Here is an 18,549-nt window from a genome sequence, read left to right on the forward strand (position 1 = left end):
CGGTGGCACCGCGACAGACCGCCGCCACGCGCCCGGACAGCCCCTGGCTGCGCACCTTCGGCCCGCCGCAGCCTGCGGCCCCGGCCCGGCTCGTGTGCTTCCCGCACGCCGGGGGCGCGGCCAGCTACTTCCGGGACTGGGGCGGCCGTGACCTCGCCGGGGCCGAGGTGTGGGCCGTCCAGTACCCGGGCCGCGAGAACCGGATCCGGGAGGAGTTCCCGCCCGACCTGCACACCCTCGCCGACCAGGTCACCGAGGAACTGCGCGGACTCCTCGACCGGCCCGCGGTCTTCTTCGGGCACAGCATGGGCGCCGTCGTCGGCTACGAGGTCCTGCGTCGCCTCACGGCCGGCGGCCGGGGCGGCACCGTACGCCACCTCGTGGTCTCGGGGTGCGGCGCCCCCCAGCGGGTGCGCCCCTTCGCCGGACAGGAAGGCGCCCACCTCCTGGACGACGACCGGCTCGTGGCCCTCCTCAAGGAGCTGGGCTCGGGCAACGCGGGCCTGCTGGACGACCCGGACATGCGCTCGGCCTTCCTGCCGGCGGTCCGCGACGACTACCGCATCGTCCAGTCCTACGTCCCGCGCGCCGGCGGCCCGCTCCTGCGGACCGACGTCACCGCGTTCGTGGGCCGGCGGGACGAGGCGGTCGGCGTCGGCGACGCGGGCGCCTGGGCCGGCGCGACCCGGGGCCGCTTCACGCTCCGCACCTTCTCCGGCGGCCACTTCTACCTGGGAGAACACCCGGACGACGTCCTGCACGCCCTGCGCGAGGTCCTCCTTCCCGCCACCACGATCGACACCGGGAGAGCTGATGAACGTTGACCTGTCCGACCCGCTCCTGTACCGGGACTCCGACCCCGGGCCGGTCTGGTCGCGGCTGCGCGCCGAACACCCGGTCTACCGCAACGAACGGGCGAACGGGGAGCACTTCTGGGCGGTGATGACCCACGGCCTGTGCACCGACATGCTGACCGACTCCCGCGTGTTCAGCTCCCAGAACGGGATGCGCCTCGACTCCGACCCGCAGGTCCTCGCCGCCGCGGCCGGCAAGATGCTCAACATCACCGACCCGCCCCGGCACGACAAGATCCGCAAGGTCGTCAGCTCGGCGTTCACCCCGCGCATGGTGAGCCGGCTGGAGGCCACCATGCGCAGGACGGCCGCCGAGGCCATCGACGAGGCGCTGGCCGCGGGGGAGTGCGAGTTCACGCGCGTCGCCCAGAAACTGCCGGTCTCGGTCATCTGCGACATGCTCGGCGTCGCGCCCGCCGACTGGGACTTCATGGTCGAGCGCACCCGCTTCGCCTGGAGCTCCACCGCCCTCGACGAGGCGGAGGAGGCGCGCAAGACCCAGGCCCACACCGAGATCCTGCTCCACTTCCAGGACCTCGCCGCGCAGCGCAGGCGGGAGCCGAAGGACGACCTCATGAGCGCCCTGGTGTGCGGCGAGATCGACGGGGCCCCGCTGACCGACCAGGAGATCCTCTACAACTGCGACGCCCTGGTCTCCGGCGGCAACGAGACGACCCGGCACGCCACCGTCGGCGGGCTGCTCGCCCTCATCGACAACCCGGATCAGTGGCACCGGCTGCGCGACGAGCCCGCCCTCATGCCCTCGGCGATCCAGGAGATCGTGCGCTACACCTCGCCTGTCATGCACGCGCTGCGCACCGCGACCGAGGACGTCGAGTTCGGCGGGGAGCGGATCAGCGCCGGGGACCACGTCGTCGCGTGGCTGCCCTCGGCCAACCGCGACGAGAAGGTCTTCGACGACCCCGACCGCTTCGACATCGAGCGCGAGCCCAACCGCCACCTGAGCTTCATCCAGGGCAACCACTACTGCATCGGCTCCTCGCTCGCCAAGCTCGAACTCACGGTGATGTTCGAGGAACTCCTGGCGCGGGTCGAGGTGGCCGAACTCGCCGGCCAGGTCCGCCGCCTGCGCTCGAACCTGCTGTGGGGGTTCGACTCGCTTCCCGTGAAATTCGTTCCGAGGGCCTGAGGAGAGCTGCCCCATGACCGCGTCGACCGCCCCCTCGACCGACACCTACCTCGGCACCCATGTCCGTCTGCTGCCCCAGACCGGCCAACTGCGCGCCCTGCACACCGCGATCCGCGACCGGGACGCCCGCCCCGAGGACTTCGTCCGCTACTCGCGCCGGATCATCCGCCTGCTGATCGAGGCGGGCATGGACCTGCTGCCCTTCGAGCCGCACGAGGTCCGCACCCCGACCGGCGCCGTCTACCAAGGGTTGCGCTTCGCCTCCGGGCTGTGCGGGGTCACCGTGGTGCGCGCCGGGGAGAGCATGGAGGGCGAACTGCGGGACGTCTGCCCGGGGATCAGGATCGGGAAGATCCTCATCCAGCGGGACGAGACGACCAAGGAGGCCCGCCTCTACTACACCGCCCTGCCCGCCGACATCGCCCGGCGGCACGTCCTGCTCCTCGACCCGGTCATGGCGACCGGCGGGACCGCGCTGGCGGCGCTGCGGGTGCTGACGGACCTCGGCGTGCCCGAGGAGAACATCGTCTTCGTCAACTTCATCACCGTCCCCGAGGGCATCACCGCCGTCTGCGAGCAGTACCCGCGGCTGCGGATCGTGACCTCCGCCATCGAGGAGCGGCTGACCGAGGACGCGTGGATGCTGCCCGGCATCGGGGACTTCGGGGACCGCTACTTCGGCACGGACGCCTGACGCGCGCGGCCGGCTCCCCGGCCGGCCTGCAAGACCGTGGAACGACGACTGATCGAAGGATGCACATGAAGGCCGAACAGGGGCCGTTCCTCCTGCTGAACACCAAGGAGATCGTCTCGCGCCTGCACGAGTGGTTCCCCGACGCGGCGCGGGAGCTGGTCGTGGTGACGACCGGAGCGGACATCCCCGCCTCCGACATCGCCGCGTACGCACGGCGCTTCCTCCACCTGGAGGTGGTGCCCAGCCTGACGGAGCTGCCGGACGACGAACTCCTGGCCCTCGCGCGGCGGTTCGGCGTACGCCGGATCCTGTCGCTCGGCGAGCGCGAGGTGCTGCGCGCGGCGCGCCTGCGGGCCGAACTCGGCCTGCCCGGCCAGAGCCTCGCCTCGGCCACGGCGTACCGGGACAAGCACGTCATGAAGTCGACCCTGGCGGCGGCGGGCATCGACGTCGCCCCCATGCGCACGTTCCGGACCAACGACGACCTCGCCGAGTTCGCGTGGGAGGTCGGCTTCCCGGTCGTCGTCAAGGAGCTCGACTCCGGCGCGTCGAACGGCACGGTGGTCCTGATGGACGAGGAGGACCTGCGCGCCCTCCCGGAGCGCGCCACCGCGGCCCCCCGGCTGGCCGAAGCCTGGGTCGAGGGCGACTTCTACCACGTCAACGGCCTCATGAAGGACGGCGAGGTGGTGCTCGCGGTGCCCTCCCGCAATCTGTACTCCGACTGGTTCTCGGTCGCCTACGACGCCCCGACCATGACGGGGATGATGCCCGACGACCACCCCCTGTCCGAGCGGCTGCGCGGTACCGCGCGGCAGGTCGTGGCCGCGCTTCCCGCCGTGCCCGGCCTGTGCGCCTTCCACCTCGAACTGTTCCACACCGCCGACGACCGCGTGGTCGTCTGCGAGATCGCCTGCCGGGCGGGCGCGGCCCTCGTCAGCGACGTCCACGAGGCCGTGCTGGGCATCAACTTCCACGGCGCGAGCCTGCTCGGCCAGGCCGGGCGCGGTGACCAGGTCGAGATCCGGCCGACCGGCGAACGGCTCGGCTTCGTCTGGTTCCCGCCGGCCAGGGGAGTCCTGCGCGCGCTGCCCGACACGTGCCCGCTGCCGGGGACGGTGAGCTACCGGCCCTGCGGCGACGTCGGACGCCGCTACGGCCGCTCCGCCGGACTGGGCCGGCCCGTCGCCGAGATGGTCTTCCGGCTCACTGAGCCGGACACCTGGGCGGAGCTGCGGCGGATCGAGGAGTGGTGGGACGACAACGTCGTCTGGGAGGACCGGACCAACGCGGTGCCCGACCGCTGGAAGACGCCCCGAAGGAAGCCGGCCGACGCGTAGCGGCCCGGCGATCGGACCGGAGGACCCGTGTACGAACTGCTGAAGACGATCATGATCGAGGAGCTGGAGGTGGAGGCCGGCCAGGTGTCCCCGGACGCGAGCCGCGAGGACGCGGGCCTGGACTCCCTCGCCACCTTCGAACTCTCCCTGGCGCTCAGCCAGCGCCTCGGCGTCACCATCGCCGACGAGGACCTGTTCGGCCTCAGGACGCTGGCGGACATCGCCGCGTTCCTGGAGAAGCGCACCGCCGGCCTGCCGGGCTCCCCGGGAGCACCCTTGTCCCAGGCGGCGGACCGAGCCGAGGGCCGCGAGGACGCCGGGCTCGCCCGGCTGCTCGGCGGCGGGGACGGCGTCCGCCCCGACCGCCCCGCCCCCGCCCACCCGCTCGCCCGCAACGAAACCCCGTTCCAGCCCCCCGCGCCCGTGCTGGACGCGATCACCCGCGCCGCCGCCGAGGCCAACCGGTACCCGGACCCGTTCTGCGGAGCGCTGCGCGCCGCACTCGCCCGGCACTACGGCATCTCCCCGGACCGCGTCGCGGTGGGCGCCGGATCGATCACGCTCCTCCAGGCGCTGCTCACGGTGACCGCCGGACCGGGAGCAGCCGTCGCCTACTCGTGGCCGTCCTTCGACGGCTACGAGGTGCTCGCGGACCTCGCCGGATTCCGCACGGTACGGGTCCCGCTGGCCGAGGACGGGCACGACCTCGACGCCCTGGCCGCGGCGGTCGACGAGCACACCCGCCTGGTGCTGCTCTGCAACCCCAACAACCCCACCGGCACCGCCTCGGGCGAGGCCGAGCTCCTGCGGTTCCTCGACGCCGTGCCGCGCACCTGCCTGGTCGTGCTCGACGAGGCGTACTGCGAATACGCGCGCGACCCCGGCCTCGGCGCCCGCCTCCACACCTCGCGGCCGAACCTGATCGTCGCCCGCACCTTCTCCAAGGCGTACGGCCTCGCCGGCCTGCGCGTCGGCTACCTGCTCGCGGAACCCGGCCTGATCTCCCGCGTCCACCGCATGGTCATGCCGTTGAGCGTCAGCGACATCGCCCAGGCCGCCGCCGTCGCGTCACTGGCGGCGGAGAAGGAGCTCCTCTGCCGCGTCCGGGAGACGGCCGCCGAACGGGACCGCGTCCGCGCCGCGCTGCTCGCTCTGGGATTCGACGTGCCGCCCTCGGAGGCGAACTTCCTCTGGCTGCCGCTCGGCGCCCGCGCCGAGGAGTTCGCCGCCGCGTGCGCGTCGGCGGGAGTCGACGTACGGCCCTACCCGGGTGACGGCGTGCGCGTGACGACAGGGACCGCGGCGGACAACGACGCGTTCCTGGCAGCGGCCGAGACGAACCGCCCGTGAGTGCCGCTCCCCGTGAGAACGGCAGGACGTTCGTCGTGACCAGTGTGTCGTCGGATTCCCACATGTGGAATCTCGTTTTCCTCCATTTGCTGCTCGAGGAGAACGGCGGGCAGGTGATCAACCTCGGCGCGTGCACTCCGGACGAACTGGTCATGTCCGAATGCCTCAGAATCCGGCCGGACGCCTTGGTCATCAGCACGGTCAACGGACACGGCCATATCGACGGCCTGCGGCTGATCAGAAAGATCCGCGGGCATGCGGCGCTCGCCTCCATGAAAGTCGTCATCGGCGGAAAGCTCGGCGTCCACGGTTCCCGGCACGCGGGATCCCGGGCGGACCTGGTCGCGAACGGCTTCGACGCGGTGTTCGAGGCGGACGCCGATCTCGGCCGGTTCCTCGACTGCCTCGGACTGGGCACGCCCGCGCCGCAACGCCTCGCCTCTACGGAAATCCGGAGCACCTGATGGCACCTCCTGCCGGACCCGGACGCTTCACCCGGTTCGTCCGGCGGGCGTCGAGCGAAGGGAGACTGGTCGTCCAGCCGCGCATGGGGTTCGGCACGGTCGAGCAGATGCGCGCGGGACTCGACGCGGTCAGGAACGTCGACGCGGCGACGGTGGGCACCATCACCGTCGACAGCTACACGCGGGTGAACGATCACGCCTCGGCCCTTCTCGCTCTGGAGAAGGGCGCGGACCTCAACGGCTTCCCGCTGGTGGCCCACGGCGCGGCGGTGACCCGCGAGCTGCTCGCCGACATCGCGGGCGACGGCTTCCCGGTGCAGGTGAGGCACGGCTCGGCGTTGCCCGGTGCCTTGTTCGAGGAACTGGTGGCGGCCGGCATCGACGCCACCGAAGGCGGCCCTGTCTCCTACTGTCTGCCTTACAGCCGCGTCCCTCTGGCGCAGGCCGTCGACGCCTGGGCGGAATGCTGCGACATGCTCGCGGGAATCAGCGAACCGGTGCATCTGGAGAGTTTCGGCGGCTGCATGCTGGGACAGTTGTGCCCGCCGAGCCTGCTGATCTCCCTGAGCATTCTGGAAGGCTTGTTCTTCCGCGAACACGGACTGCGGGACATTTCCGTCAGCTACGCCCAGCAGACGAATCAGCAGCAGGACATCGAGGCGATCCACGCCCTGCGCGCCCTGGCGAAGGAATGGCTCGGAGACACCGACTGGCACGCCGTCCTGTACACCTACATGGGTGTGTATCCCCGCACCCGGCAGGGGGCGTACGGGCTCCTCGAGGCGAGTGCGAGGCTCGCCGCCGCATCCGGGACCGAGCGGCTGATCGTCAAGACCGCGGTGGAGGCCAGCAGAATCCCGTCGATCGCGGAGAACGTCGACGCCCTGGAACGCGCCGCGAGGGCGGCCGAGCGGGAGGCGGTGGCCGAACCGGCCGGAATTCCGGACTCCGGGATCTACGAGGAGGCCCAGGCGATCATCACGCACACGCTGACCCTCGGCAGCGACGTCGGGAAGGCGCTCGTCCGCGCGTTCGCCCTCGGACACCTCGACATCCCGTTCTGCCTGCACCAGGACAACGCCAATCGCTGCCGGGCCCGCATCGACGACCGTGGCCGGCTCACCTGGGCCGACCCCGCAGGGGTGCCGATTCCCCGGGCGCGCGATCTGGCCGGGAACCGGCAGCGGCTCACCGCCCGGGGCCTCATCGACATGCTCAGTTACAACGAACGGCGCTACGACCGCCTGCGTTGACGTGCCGCACGAGCGAGGAAGATCGCGAACTAGGGTGGGAGCGTTCAGGATCCTCCTACCGGGACCAGTGAAGATGAGAGAAGACCAGGATCACCACGTGCGGTTCGCGGTCTTGGGGTCGGTCGAAGTGTGGCGGGCAGGCGCCGAGTTACCCCTCGGACCACCGAAGCAGCGCGCCTTGCTGGCGCTGCTCCTGCTGCACGCCGGACAGACCGTCGGCCTGAGCCAGATCGTCGACGTCCTGTGGCACGGCGACCCGCCGAACAGCGCCGTGAACGTCGTCCACCGCCACATCGGCTCCTTGCGGAAACTGCTGGAGCCCGGCCTCCCGCCCCGCGCCCCGGGCGCCCTGCTGGTGCGCCGCGCCGGGGGGTACGGCATCGACGCCGACGCCACCACCCTCGACCTGCTGCGCTTCCGTGACCTCGTCGCCCGCGCCCGCGACGCCGCCGACGGCGGCGAGGTGAGCGCCGCCGCCGAGCTCTACACCCAGGCCCTCTCCCTGTGGCGCGGAGAAGCAGCGCAGGGAGTCCCCCCGGACATCCGGGCGCACCCCCTGTTCTCCGCCGTCGACAGCGAACACCTGGCGGCCCTGCGCGAGGGCGCCGACCTGATGCTGGCGCTGGGCACGCCCGCCCCGGTCCTGCCGCTGCTGCACCGGGCGAGCGCGCAGTACCCGCTGGACGAGGCGGTGCACGCCCGGCTGATCCAGGCCCTCGCCCGGACGGGGCGTCAGGCGCAGGCGCTGGGCCTCTTCCAGGAGATGAGCCTGCGGCTGAAGAACGAGCTCGGCATCGAGCCGGGCCGCGAACTCCGCCTCGCCCACGCGAGCCTGCTGCGCGGCTCGGAACAGGCCGCGGCACCGGAGGACGAGCGCCAAGAAGCCCCGCCGGCGCGGAACCCCGCGCGGACGGACGCCCCGGCCACGGTCCGTCCCACCCAACTCCCGCTGGACCTGCGCACCTTCGTCGGCCGACGGGAGGAACTGGCCCGGATCGCCGGCGCCCTCGACAAGCCCGGCGAAACCTCCGGGACCAGCTCGGCGGTGATCAACACCATCGAGGGAATGGCCGGCGTGGGCAAGACGGCCCTCGCCGTGCACCTCGCCCACCGCCTCGCGCCCCGCTTCCCCGACGGCCAGCTCTACGTCAACCTCCGCGGCTTCGACGCCGGCGGACCCTGCGTCACCGCCGCCGAGGCCCTGCGCTCGTTCCTCATCGCCCTCGGCGTCTCCGCCCGCCACCTGCCCGCCGATCTCGACTCCCAGATGGCCCTCTACCGGAGCATCCTCGCGGACCGCCGGGTCCTGATCGTCCTCGACAACGCGCGCGACTCGCAGCACGTACGCCCCCTGCTGCCGGGCAGCCGCACCTGCCTCGTCGTCATCACCAGCCGCACCCAGCTGCGCGGCCTCGTCGCCACCCACGGAGCGGCCCCCCTGATCCTCGGCCCGCTCAGCGAGGCGGAGTCCCGCGAGGTCCTCGCGCGCCACCTGGGCCAGGCCCGCACCGCCGCCGAACCCGAGGCCGTCGACGCGATCGTGAAGTTCTGCCACCGCCTGCCCCTCGCCCTCGCGGTCATCGCGGCCCGCGCGGCCACACTGCCCGGCTTCTCCCTCGCCGCCATCGCCGCCGAACTCCGGGCCGACCACGACAGCCTCGACGCCTTCGCCGACGACGACCCCTACACCGACCTGCGCACCGTCTTCTCCTGGTCCCTCGACGGCCTCGGCCCCGAGACGGCCAGGCTCCTGCGGCTGCTGTCCCTGCACCCCGGCCCCGACCTGTCCGCCGCGGCCGCGGCGAGCCTGGCCGCGCTGCCGCCGCGCCGGACCACGACGCTGCTGGCCAAGCTCGCCGACGCCCACCTGATGATCAGGCCGCTGCCGAACCGTTTCGTCTTCCACGACATGCTCAAGATCTACGCGTCCGAGCAGCTCCAGGACCACGACGACGCCGACACGCGCGCCGCCGCCGCACGGCGGATGCTCGACCACTACGTCCACGGCGCCCACGCCGCCACGACCGCGCTGACGCCCGACCGCATCGACGCCGCCCCCGACGCCCCCGCCGAACCGGGCGTCCAACTGGAGCCCCTCACCGACCCCGCCTCGGCCGCGGCCTGGCTGGATCGGGAACTGCCCGTGCTGCTGGCCGCCGTGGAGCGAGCCGGGAGCACGGGCCACCCGGACCGCGCCTGGCTGCTGGCCCAGACCCTGGAGCTGCACCTGGACCGCAGGGGCCGCTGGCAGGACCAGATCGACATCCAGTCCATCGCCGTGGACGCCGCCCTCGCGCTCCAGGACCGGCGCCGCGAGGCGAGCGCCCGCCGGGCCCTGGGCTTCGCGTACGGGCGCCTCACCCAGGACGACCGGGCCCACACCGAACTCCAGGAAGCGATGTCCCTGTTCACCGCACTCGGCGATCAGGGCGGCCAGGCCCGCACCCACCGGTCGCTGGCCTTCCTGGCCAACACCCGCGAGGACCACGACGCGGCCCTGCGCCACTACGCGCAGGCCCTCGACCTGTACCGGGCGGCCGGCAACCTCACCGGACAGGCGCTCGTCCTCAACGAGACGGGATGGACCCACATCCTGAACGGCGCCCACCAGCAGGCCGTGGCCGCGTGCGCCCAGGCGGTGGCCCTGCACCAGGGGAGCGGCGACACCAACGGCCAGGCCGCGGCCTGGGACAGCCTCGGCTACGCCCACCACCACCTGGGCCACCACGAGGAAGCCCTCCGCTGCTACGAGCGCGCCCTGGATCTCTACCAGCACATGAACGACCGCTACCTGGAGGCCGACACCCTCCTGCACATGGGAGACGCCCACGAGGCCCGCGGAGACCGCGCCGCCGCCCTGCCCCTGTGGCGGGAGGCGGTGCGGATCCTCGACGGACTCGGCCACCCCGACGCCGGCCAGGCCCGCGCCCGGCTGAGAGGCGGGCGAAGCAGCCGGCGACCCGGCCGCTACGAAGCGGACTTCAAGGGAGAGAGCCGGGTGAACGGCAGAGCGCGGCTCACATAGGCGAACTCCCCGCGGGACTCGGCCTCCGCGACCGACGACCGCAGCGTCCGCCTGGCGTCCTCGGCCGCCCCGCTGCTGTGCTGGGCGTGGGCCAGCAGGCCCAGGTGGAGCGGCAGCCGGATGAGCAGCCGCCGCTCACGCAGCTCGGCGATGGCCGACTCGAGGCTGTCGAGCGCGGTGGCCTCGCCGCTCAGCTGGAGTGCCCAGCTCCGGCACACCTGGAGCATCGGGGTCCAGTGGCTCAGCCCGTGGGCGCGGGCGATGTCCAGGCCCCGGCCGCTGGAGGCCGCCGCCCCGTGGGGGTCCTCGCCCAGGGCCGCTGTCAGGGAGTGGAAGTAGTACGCGCTCGCCTGGTCGACCGGCGTGCCGTCCAGGCCGGTGGCCACGAGCAGCTCCTCGCACAGCGCCCGCGCCTCGTCGGTGGCGCCGAGCAGCCACAGGGTGAGGACGCGATGGTTGGCGGCCATGAACCGCGGGTCGTGCTGGGAGCGGCGGGTCATGCGCTCCCGCTGTCCCGGGGTCAGCTTCTCGGCGATCCGCTCCGCCTCGGTCATGGCGGTGAGCGCGTCGGCGGTCTCGCTGGGCAACTGGAGCAGACCGCGGGCGATCCGCTCGTAGAACCGGACCTCCGGGGCGTCGGACCGCTCGGCGAGGGCGCGCAGCTGCTCCGCGTGCCGGGCGCACTCGGCGTGCCGGCCGGTGACCAGTTCGGCCACGAACTGCCGCAGCAACAAGGAGCCCTGCTCGATGATCCGGCCCGCCGTGCCGGCGTACAGCTTCCGGATGCGCCCGGCCTCGGACTCCACCTGCCGGTCGCTGTAGCCGCGGGTTATGCTCGCCGTGTAGAGGAGCTTGCTGCGCAGGTCCAGCGTCTGCTCCGATGCCGCGCCACCGTCCCGGGGCGAGGCGCAGAGCAAGGTCTGCGCGTGCTCGAACCAGGTCTGCGCGCGCCGGTAGTCGCCGTCGCCGATGGCCTGTTCGCCGGCGCGCCTGAGGTGCGGCAGCACGTCCTCCGCCGGCAGGGCCAGCACGGCCTGCCAGGCGTGCTCGGCGATCTGCTCGCTCGCCTCGGGGGAGTCGCCGTGGCGGGCGCCGAGCACGCCGACGGCGCGCGCGTGCAGCGCCGCCCGCTCCTGCCGGCGCAGCTCCGCCAGGAGGACGTCGCGGATGAGGCCGTAGCGGAAGACGAGTCGGTGCGGGTCGTCGGGGTCGCTGCGCATGAGCCCGGTCCCCAGCAGCTCTTCCAGCACGTCGCAGCCGGCGCCGTCGTCGTCCAGCATGGCGGTCAGCGAGGCAAGCGTCGCCTCGCCATCGAGCACGGCGCAGCACTGGAGCAGGTGCAGGACGCGCGGGGGTAACCCGGCGAACCGCTGGCGCAGCATGCTGCGGACGCCCGTCGGGATCCCGGCGCGGACGACGTCGGCCGCACGGGGATCGTGCAGGCGCCGCGCCCCGCCGGCGTCGGCGAGCAACTGGTCGAGGAGATAGGGGTTGCCGGCGCTGCGCTCGTACAGCGCCCGTACGACGGACGCTTCGACGCCGGGCCCGGCCTGGGCCGTGACCGCGGACCGGACGTAGTCCTCGGTGAGGTTGTCCAGGTGCACGACCTTGGTGCGGGAATCGGCCAGGAGGTCGACGAGCGGGCCGTCGGCGTCCGGCCCGGCACCGAGACCGGGTTCGCGGACCGTGATCACCACGCTGACGGGCCGCCCCTGCGTGCGGCTGCAGAACAGTCCTAGCACGTCGAGCGTCAGCCGGTCCGCCCGGTGCACGTCCTCGAGGACGAGCAGGAGGGGGCTGTCGTCGGCGCACTGCAGGATCGCCTCGCAGAGCGCGTCCTGGGCGAGGAAGTCCATCTGGTCCGCGGGGGGTTCTGACAGCGTTGTCACCGGATGCCGTTCGGCGCGCTGCTTGCACGGGTCGTCGAAGGACGCCCCGGACAGGATGTCGAGCCGGCGCAGCACCTGCTGCCACACCCAGCCGACGGGCATCCCCACGCTGCCGCGGCAGTTGACGCGGATCACCTCCGCCTGCGGGTGCTGCGGCTGCGCCTGATCCGTGGCACGTGCCACCAGTTCGGTCTTGCCGACGCCCGCCTCGCCGACGACGGCGGTGGTGTGCCCGCTGCCGCGCAGGGCGCCGGTGATGGACGACCGCAGAGCGTCGAGGGCGTCGCCGCGGCAGGGGAAGGCGGACCAGGCCGCCGGTGCCGTACCCCGCTGCCCGGCCTCGAGGACGGGCGCCGGACCGTCCGCCGGCGCGGGCCCCTCCGCCTCCCGCTCGGCCACGGTGCCGGGCCGGACGCGTACCTCGACGGCGGCCGGGGCGGGCGTCTGGTCGTCGAGTTCGTGACGCAGCAGGGCGAGGTGGACGCGCTGGAGCTCGCGGGCCGGGGCGACCCCGAGTTCCTCGGAGAGGTAGGCGCGCGTCCGGTCGTACAGCTGGAGCGCCTCGGCCTGCCGGCCCAGGCGGTACAGGCCCGTCATGAGGCTGCCGACCAGGCGTTCGTCGGTGGGCTGGAGGGACACCTCGCGGCGCAGCAGCGCGACGGCGTCACCGGCCTCGCCGAGCGCGAGGAGCGTGTCGGCGTGGGCCGCGACGGCGGTGGTCCGCAGGAGGTTCAGCCGGGCGGCCTCCTCCGCGAGCGGGGTGTAGGCGGCGAGGTCCAGGAAGGGGTCTGCCCGCCATAACCGCAGCGCCTTGTGGAACGCGTCGCGGGCGTCCGGGAGCCGGCTGTCGGCCACATGGCGCTGCCCCTGGGAGACGAGGCTCTCGAACCGGGACAGGTCGAACGTGCCCGGCTCCACCGTCAGGACGTACCCGGGGGCCTGGTACCGCAGCGGGGCGATCGGCCCGTGCCGCCCCGTCAGCACCCGCCGCAGGTGGGACAGGTACGTCTGCAAGGTGGCCTGCGGGCGTCTGGGGAGGCTGTCGCGCCACAGTTCGTCGACGAGCTGATCGGCGGGCACCACCTGGCCCAGCCGGATCAGCAGCAGTCCCAGCACGGCCCGGTGGCGTGGGGGACCGAGAGGCACCTGCTCGGTCCCGCGCCGAGCCGTCATCACACCGAAAGCCTCGAACGACAGATCTGCCAGGGACGCGGTTTGCTGCTCTTGAGCTGTGTACGCCATGCCGGGGGCTCTTGCCTTTCGACGGTCACTTGACGGGCGGTCGATCGTACGGCGGGGCAGGTGCCGAAACAGTGCCGATCAAGTGACGCGCTGAACATCTCTTGCCGACCGCGTCGGATCCAGCCACGGAGCCAGGCAGCCCGGTCGCCGCCGGCGGCGGACAGCAGCACCAGCCGGCTGACGGGGCGGGTCCGCAGGCAGGCGACCCGCTCGACATCGTCCACGCACACTGCCCGCGATGACAGCCGCACTGACATCGGCGTCGGCCTCATCCTCGCCGACGAGGCCCACCACCTCACGCAAGGCCGGCGCGGCCTCGTGCTGGAGAGCCTGCTCATGGCGACCGGGAAGCGGGTGATCACGTCGTGGGCCCCTTCTGTGACCCTGCGGGCGCTGAAACGCCCGAGCCCAGCCGCTGTGCTGGTGTGCAGAAGGCAGGGCCATCCGGTCCGGCCGGGGCCGCCCGGCACAAGTGCACGAGCTGCCGTGACCCGGCGGGCGCGGCCGTGTCGGCGCCGACCCTGGACGGGCACCGCACGGACTTCGCCGCAGCGGGTGCCCTCGCGCTGCCGGCCTGTGCGGCGGCCTGCCTCATCCGTGACCGCCGCGGCCCGCCCTGTTCCCCCTCCGGAGACTGAACCAGATGCCCGACCCGAACTCCGCCTCCCCTCACAGCGCCCGCCCGCGGTCGACGCCCAAGAAGCCCTGACCCCAGCGCCGACGCCCGACGCGGACCCGGACCGGCCGGCACGACCGCGAGACGCCGACGCGCGCCGCGCGGACATCCTCGCCCCGTTCGGGGAACTGCACCGGTGACCGTTCCCCGAACGGAAGCCGCTGCGGCTGCGTGAACCCGCGCGACCGAGACGGCGGACGGTCCGGTGGCTCACCGGCCGGACGCCAGTCGTTCACGTTGCCGGCGGATGAGCCTGCTGTTCAGGCTCAATTCCCCTCGGCACTGACGGGGAACCGGCCGAGGGCGTTGACGGGGACCGCGTTGCTGGCGATGTCCTGCACGTTCACGAGGCCGACTTGAACGTCCTCGACGGTGACGCTTTCAGCGACGTCCTGGATCAGTCCGGGCGTGTCGAACGCAAGGGCGTCGGAGGGTTGAGCGGCTGCGGTACCGACCGCGGTGGACAGCAGGGCCGCGGCCAGCATGGTCGCGGCGGTGGCGAGACGAATCGTACGCATGACTCTCCATGAGGTTGCGGGGACGCTCCGCTTTCATCCGACCTCCTGCTCCGGATCGGTGCACTCGCTAGGCGTCCACCCGAGCGACCCTCCACTGCCTGTTGTCCTGACCGCCGGGAGACGCGGGCCCGGCGGTGTGACAGCGGGATCGCCCGGACCGGCAACCCCGCGCAGGCGCAGCCGGGCGTGTGCGGCATCGCCGGGGGCGATGTCGCAGCGGCGGCGGCCGTGGGGTGGCTGGCCGAGCAGTCGCCTCCGCCGGTCGAGGACTGAGCCACGATCACGGCCGGGCGGCCAACCAGACGGTCACAGCCGCGATGGCGGTGAGTGCGACATTGAGTGTGATTCGACGGTCTTCGCCGGTCAGGTGAACGGCGATCGCACCGGTCTGTAGGAGTACGAAGCCGATGGCTGCGGCCGACGCCAGCCAAGGAGCGGTGCCGGTCAGCGGTGGCAGTATCAGACCGGTCGCGCCGAGTATTTCGACCGCCCCGAGCGCCCTGAGGGCGGGCAAGGGCATGCGGTCGACCCAAGCCATCATCGGTCGGAGTTGGTCGCGGCTGCGGATCACCTTCAGCATGCCTGCGTAGAAGTAGAAGAGCGCGAGCAGTCCCGCGACGATCCAGTAGGCGATGTTCATGGTTCCCGTTCACGGGGCCCCGGTTTGCGAGGGCCTGTCGATTGCGTCGAGTGCCGGGGAAGCCCCCGGAGAAGGCCGGTCCGTCGTCCGAGGGGTTCGGACGCGAAAGGCGGGAGCGCCATGGCCTCGGGGTCGAAAGGAGGGCGGCCGGGCCGTTCCGTCCTGTCGGCTTCAGGCGAGGTCGGTGGCGGGCTGTGTCGCGTAGCGGCTCATCGTGTCGATGTTGGCCTGTGGCGTCAGCGGTCGGCCGTCGGCGAGCACCTCCTGGAGGTCTCGGAAGTACTGCAGGTACAGGTCGGGTGTGAATGTGCTGAGCATGATGGCGGGTTGGTCGGTCAGGTTGGCGAAGGTGTGCGGGGTGCCGGGCGGAACCATGACGAGGGTCCCCGCGGTGGCGTCGTAGTCCTCGTCCCCGACGGTGAACCGGACGTTGCCGGAGAGGATGTAGAAGCCCTCGTCGTGTTGGCCATGGCGGTGCTGCGGCGGACCCTGCGTGTGCGGGGCGAGGACGGACTCGGCGATCGCGAGGCGGTGCCCGGTGTGGCTGCCGTCCTCCAGAACGCGCATGCGCGTGGTGCCCAGAACGATCGTCTCGCCGTCGCGGGGACCCACCACTGATACGGCGGGGTCGGCCTGCGGCTCGCTTGTCTTCGTCTCTTCGGTCATGTTCACCAGTCCACCGCCGGGAGCGCGTCGGCGTCCAAGACCCATTCAGCGGAGCCGATACCTCATGGGTATCGTTGCAGCGTGGAGCTACGAACCCTGCGCTACTTCGTGGCGGTCGCCGAGGAACTCCACTTCGGCCGGGCCGCCACCCGACTGCACATGAGTCAGCCGCCGCTGAGCCGGGCGATCAAGCGGTTGGAAGCCGAGGTCGGGGCTCTTCTCTTCGCCCGCTCGACCACCGGTGTCACGCTCACTCCGGTGGGCACGGTGCTGCTCGATGAGGCGCGAGCCCTACTCGACCACGCCGACCGCGTCCGGGTACGCGTGAGCGCAGCAGCCGGAGCCGCGACCATCACCGTCGGCATCCTGGGTGACAGTACCGACCCGGGAGCGGCCAGGCTGGCCGCTGCCTACCGCCGGAACCACCCCGGAGTCGACGTCCGCATCCGCGACACCGATCTGACCGACCCGACGTGCGGACTGCGCGCTGGACTGGTCGACGTCGCCCTCACCCGGGCGCCGTTCGACGAGACCGGCCTGGCGGTGCGTGCGCTGCGGGCCGATCCGGTCGGCGTGGTCCTGCGCGCCGACGATCCACTGGCCCGCCGCGATGCTCTGCGGCTGGCCGAGCTGCGCAACCGCCGCTGGTTCCAGTTCCCGCAGGGCACCGACCCCATCTGGCAGTCGTACTGGAACGGTGGCAGCCCGCGCGAGGGACCAGTGGTGCGTACCGTCCAGGAATGCCTGCAGGCCGTGCTGTGGAACGGTACGGTCGGCCTGGCCCCGCTCGGACACGACCTGCCCGCCGAGTTCACCGTGGTGCCGCTGATCGACATGGCACCGAGCCGAGTGGTGGCGGTGTGTAACGAAGGGGACACCAACCCGTTGATCCGATCATTCATCAACATCGCCACAGCCGCATACCGCCACTGAGCACCGGCAACGACGCTGCCGCAGCTCCTGAACGCACGACCTGCCGCTGGGGCACTTGCGGTCGCTGTTCCGGGATCCGGGCCGTCTCGAAGCGGACCCCGGAGCCGGCGCCCTCGCCAACGCCACCACCGACCTCGTACGCGCCCTGCTGACCTCGGCTGCACACGACGAACGGGACCAACGGGTCCGAGAGGCCATGGACAACTCCCTGGCGACCCGGATCATGACGTACACACGCCGCCACCTCACCGATCCCGATCTCGGGCCGGAACGCATCGCCGCGGTACGCGCCATCTCCGAACGGCAGCTCTACGTCGTGCTGGCACGCGCGGGCATCCGGCTCGAACAGTGGCTCATCGCCGAGCGGCTGGAAGCGGCGTGCCAGCTCCTGGCCTCACCCCGTCACGCGACACTGCCCGTCTCCGCCCTGGCGGCCCGGTGCGGCTTCACCAGCCCCAGCCACTTCACCCGGCGCTTCCGCGCCGCCTACGGTCCCACCCCGAGCCAGTGGCGCCGCCACCGAGCCCGTGACCGTTCAGAGCGCGTTCGGCTGCGGGCCTTGATCACCCGCACCCGGTGCTGATCCTCTCGCCGAACATCTGGTCTCTCGGGATGCCGTGCTCGGCCGTGGCCGCCCGGGCACCGGCCCGGACACCCAGAGCCCCGCGCCGGCGCACATACCGGCCTAGAACAGAGTGTCGGTGTCCTCGGTGGGCGCCGGGGCCGGCGTACGGGCGCGGCGGGGGCGCGCGGGCTCCGGCTCCTTCCCGAACAGCGCCTGCGTCCCGCACTCGTCGGGCACAGCGGGTACCGGCCGGCACACGGCCGCATCGACCAGATCGAGCGGGGCGGAGTCGTCGAAGTCGGCGCGCTGCATACGGGTCCAGTCGCGGCCCTGGGGTATGGCGGTCACTGGTGGTCTCCTGTCTGCGGTCGGGGCCGGGCACGCGCGGCCTGCCCGGGCGGCACGCCGGCGTCCAGGTCGGCGCGGTTCGGCGCTTGCGTCGCACGGCGGGCCGCACCGGCGGTCGCCCGTGCGGTGACGGTTCCGGCTGCTGTCGTCCTTCCCGTTCCGTCTCGATCCTTCCGTCACGGTTGTCTTCGCCCAGGGCATCGGCCTGGCCGTCCATCACTCTTCTGCCCACGCGACGATTCCCTGGTCAGTGCAGAGTTCGTCACTCCGCGGCGGCCGCAGTGTCCTGCCGGCGCCCGGCCGCATGGTGACGGCCGCCCGGCAGCACCCGGAAGCCGCACAGGCGCGGGAGCCGGCCGGTTCGGCGGAACCGCGCGCCACCGGTTCCTCCCGGTCCCTTCTTCCGCACCGCTCCGGCCGCGGCCCGGCTCGAGGCGCCGGACGAGCACGCGCCGCACCCGCTGCCGGCCGTTACGAGCGGGCGGTCGGCGGCGTGCGCGTCAGCCGCGGCCTCGTATGCGCGGCGGCGGTGCGGCCTTCCGGGCGAGCGCCGAGCAGACCGGTGTGGAGGCGGTCCGCCGGGCCGGCCTGCGGGTTTGGGCGTCGGTCCCCGGCCGCGGGGCGACGGCGCGGGCCGACGGGTGGTTACCGGCGCTGGACGCTCCCGAACTGCTGGCTGGGCCCACGCGCTCGGCAGCCCACGGGGGACGCAAGGGCTTTGACAGCCCGCCGAGGTCCGGCAACGCCGAATGCTCGCACTCCCCAGTGGACAGCCGGATCAGTCAGCACCCCACGCACGCAGCTGACGGCCGGCCGGCCCACGCCCAGCCCGTCGCTTCTCTCGGGGGCGCTGCCTGGACGCGGACGCGTCGAAGGCGATGGTCGCGGAGATCGACCGGGCCCACCGGGACGGCGACACCCTCGGCGGTGTGGTGGAGGTGC

The 18,549-nt window shown here is 72.6% G+C and carries 15 protein-coding genes; 10 read left to right on the forward strand and 5 right to left on the reverse strand.

Annotated elements, in window-relative coordinates:
• The first annotated feature begins 2 nt into the window (after positions 1-2).
• From ABZ261_RS20425 to ABZ261_RS20460, 8 genes are all read left to right on the forward strand, one after another.
• A complete protein-coding gene (locus ABZ261_RS20425) occupies positions 3-824 on the forward strand; it encodes an alpha/beta fold hydrolase (protein ID WP_356861065.1) in 822 nt (273 codons plus the stop codon).
• Positions 814-2,004, forward strand: a complete 1,191-nt coding sequence (locus ABZ261_RS20430) for a cytochrome P450 (protein ID WP_356861067.1) — start codon at positions 814-816, stop codon at positions 2,002-2,004. The genes ABZ261_RS20425 and ABZ261_RS20430 overlap by 11 nt, the downstream gene beginning before the upstream one ends.
• Positions 2,005-2,017: 13 nt before the next feature.
• Positions 2,018-2,698 (forward strand): uracil phosphoribosyltransferase, encoded by a 681-nt coding sequence (gene upp, locus ABZ261_RS20435; RefSeq protein ID WP_356861069.1) that lies wholly within the window; start codon positions 2,018-2,020, stop codon positions 2,696-2,698.
• Between the two features lie 65 nt (positions 2,699-2,763).
• Positions 2,764-4,038 (forward strand): ATP-grasp domain-containing protein, encoded by a 1,275-nt coding sequence (locus tag ABZ261_RS20440; protein WP_356861071.1) that lies wholly within the window; start codon positions 2,764-2,766, stop codon positions 4,036-4,038.
• A gap of 27 nt (positions 4,039-4,065) precedes the next feature.
• Complete coding sequence (locus tag ABZ261_RS20445; protein ID WP_356861073.1) at positions 4,066-5,388, forward strand: histidinol-phosphate transaminase; 1,323 nt, start codon at positions 4,066-4,068, stop codon at positions 5,386-5,388.
• Between the two features lie 35 nt (positions 5,389-5,423).
• The gene (locus tag ABZ261_RS20450) at positions 5,424-5,852 is read left to right on the forward strand and encodes a methylmalonyl-CoA mutase (protein ID WP_356861075.1); all 429 of its coding nucleotides are present in this window, start codon (positions 5,424-5,426) and stop codon (positions 5,850-5,852) included.
• A complete protein-coding gene (locus tag ABZ261_RS20455) occupies positions 5,852-7,105 on the forward strand; it encodes a methylaspartate mutase (RefSeq protein ID WP_356861077.1) in 1,254 nt (417 codons plus the stop codon). Before ABZ261_RS20450 ends, ABZ261_RS20455 begins: the two co-directional genes overlap by 1 nt.
• A 178-nt stretch (positions 7,106-7,283) precedes the next feature.
• Positions 7,284-10,130, forward strand: coding sequence for a BTAD domain-containing putative transcriptional regulator (locus ABZ261_RS20460; protein ID WP_356861079.1), 2,847 nt, complete (start codon positions 7,284-7,286; stop codon positions 10,128-10,130).
• Here ABZ261_RS20460 and ABZ261_RS20465 read toward each other — a convergent pair.
• From ABZ261_RS20465 to ABZ261_RS20480, 4 genes are all read right to left on the reverse strand, one after another.
• Complete coding sequence (locus ABZ261_RS20465) at positions 10,073-13,165, reverse strand: BTAD domain-containing putative transcriptional regulator (protein WP_356861081.1); 3,093 nt, start codon at positions 13,163-13,165, stop codon at positions 10,073-10,075. The two genes, ABZ261_RS20460 and ABZ261_RS20465, sit on opposite strands and share 58 nt — an antisense overlap.
• Before the next feature lie 1,038 nt (positions 13,166-14,203).
• Entirely contained in the window at positions 14,204-14,455 is a 252-nt protein-coding gene (locus ABZ261_RS20470) for a hypothetical protein (RefSeq protein ID WP_356861083.1), read from the reverse strand.
• A gap of 280 nt (positions 14,456-14,735) precedes the next feature.
• Positions 14,736-15,095 carry a DoxX family protein gene (locus ABZ261_RS20475; protein ID WP_356861085.1) on the reverse strand — a complete coding sequence of 120 codons (360 nt, stop codon included), beginning with the start codon at positions 15,093-15,095 and terminating at the stop codon, positions 14,736-14,738.
• A gap of 171 nt (positions 15,096-15,266) precedes the next feature.
• The gene (locus tag ABZ261_RS20480; RefSeq protein WP_356861087.1) at positions 15,267-15,761 is read right to left on the reverse strand and encodes a cupin domain-containing protein; all 495 of its coding nucleotides are present in this window, start codon (positions 15,759-15,761) and stop codon (positions 15,267-15,269) included.
• Between the two features lie 81 nt (positions 15,762-15,842).
• Between ABZ261_RS20480 and ABZ261_RS20485 the strand changes: the two genes are divergently transcribed.
• Both ABZ261_RS20485 and ABZ261_RS20490 read left to right on the forward strand, forming a co-directional pair.
• Positions 15,843-16,694, forward strand: coding sequence for a LysR substrate-binding domain-containing protein (locus tag ABZ261_RS20485; RefSeq protein ID WP_356861089.1), 852 nt, complete (start codon positions 15,843-15,845; stop codon positions 16,692-16,694).
• A gap of 55 nt (positions 16,695-16,749) precedes the next feature.
• The gene (locus ABZ261_RS20490; protein ID WP_356861091.1) at positions 16,750-17,277 is read left to right on the forward strand and encodes a helix-turn-helix transcriptional regulator; all 528 of its coding nucleotides are present in this window, start codon (positions 16,750-16,752) and stop codon (positions 17,275-17,277) included.
• A 102-nt stretch (positions 17,278-17,379) separates the two neighbouring features.
• Here ABZ261_RS20490 and ABZ261_RS20495 read toward each other — a convergent pair whose 3' ends face one another.
• Positions 17,380-17,607: a hypothetical protein gene (locus ABZ261_RS20495; protein ID WP_356861093.1), complete on the reverse strand. Its 228-nt coding sequence runs from the start codon at positions 17,605-17,607 to the stop codon at positions 17,380-17,382.
• Between the last annotated feature and the right edge of the window lie 942 nt (positions 17,608-18,549).

This window comes from Streptomyces sp. NPDC006193, assembly GCF_040613915.1.
In the GTDB taxonomy this organism is placed as follows: domain Bacteria; phylum Actinomycetota; class Actinomycetes; order Streptomycetales; family Streptomycetaceae; genus Streptomyces.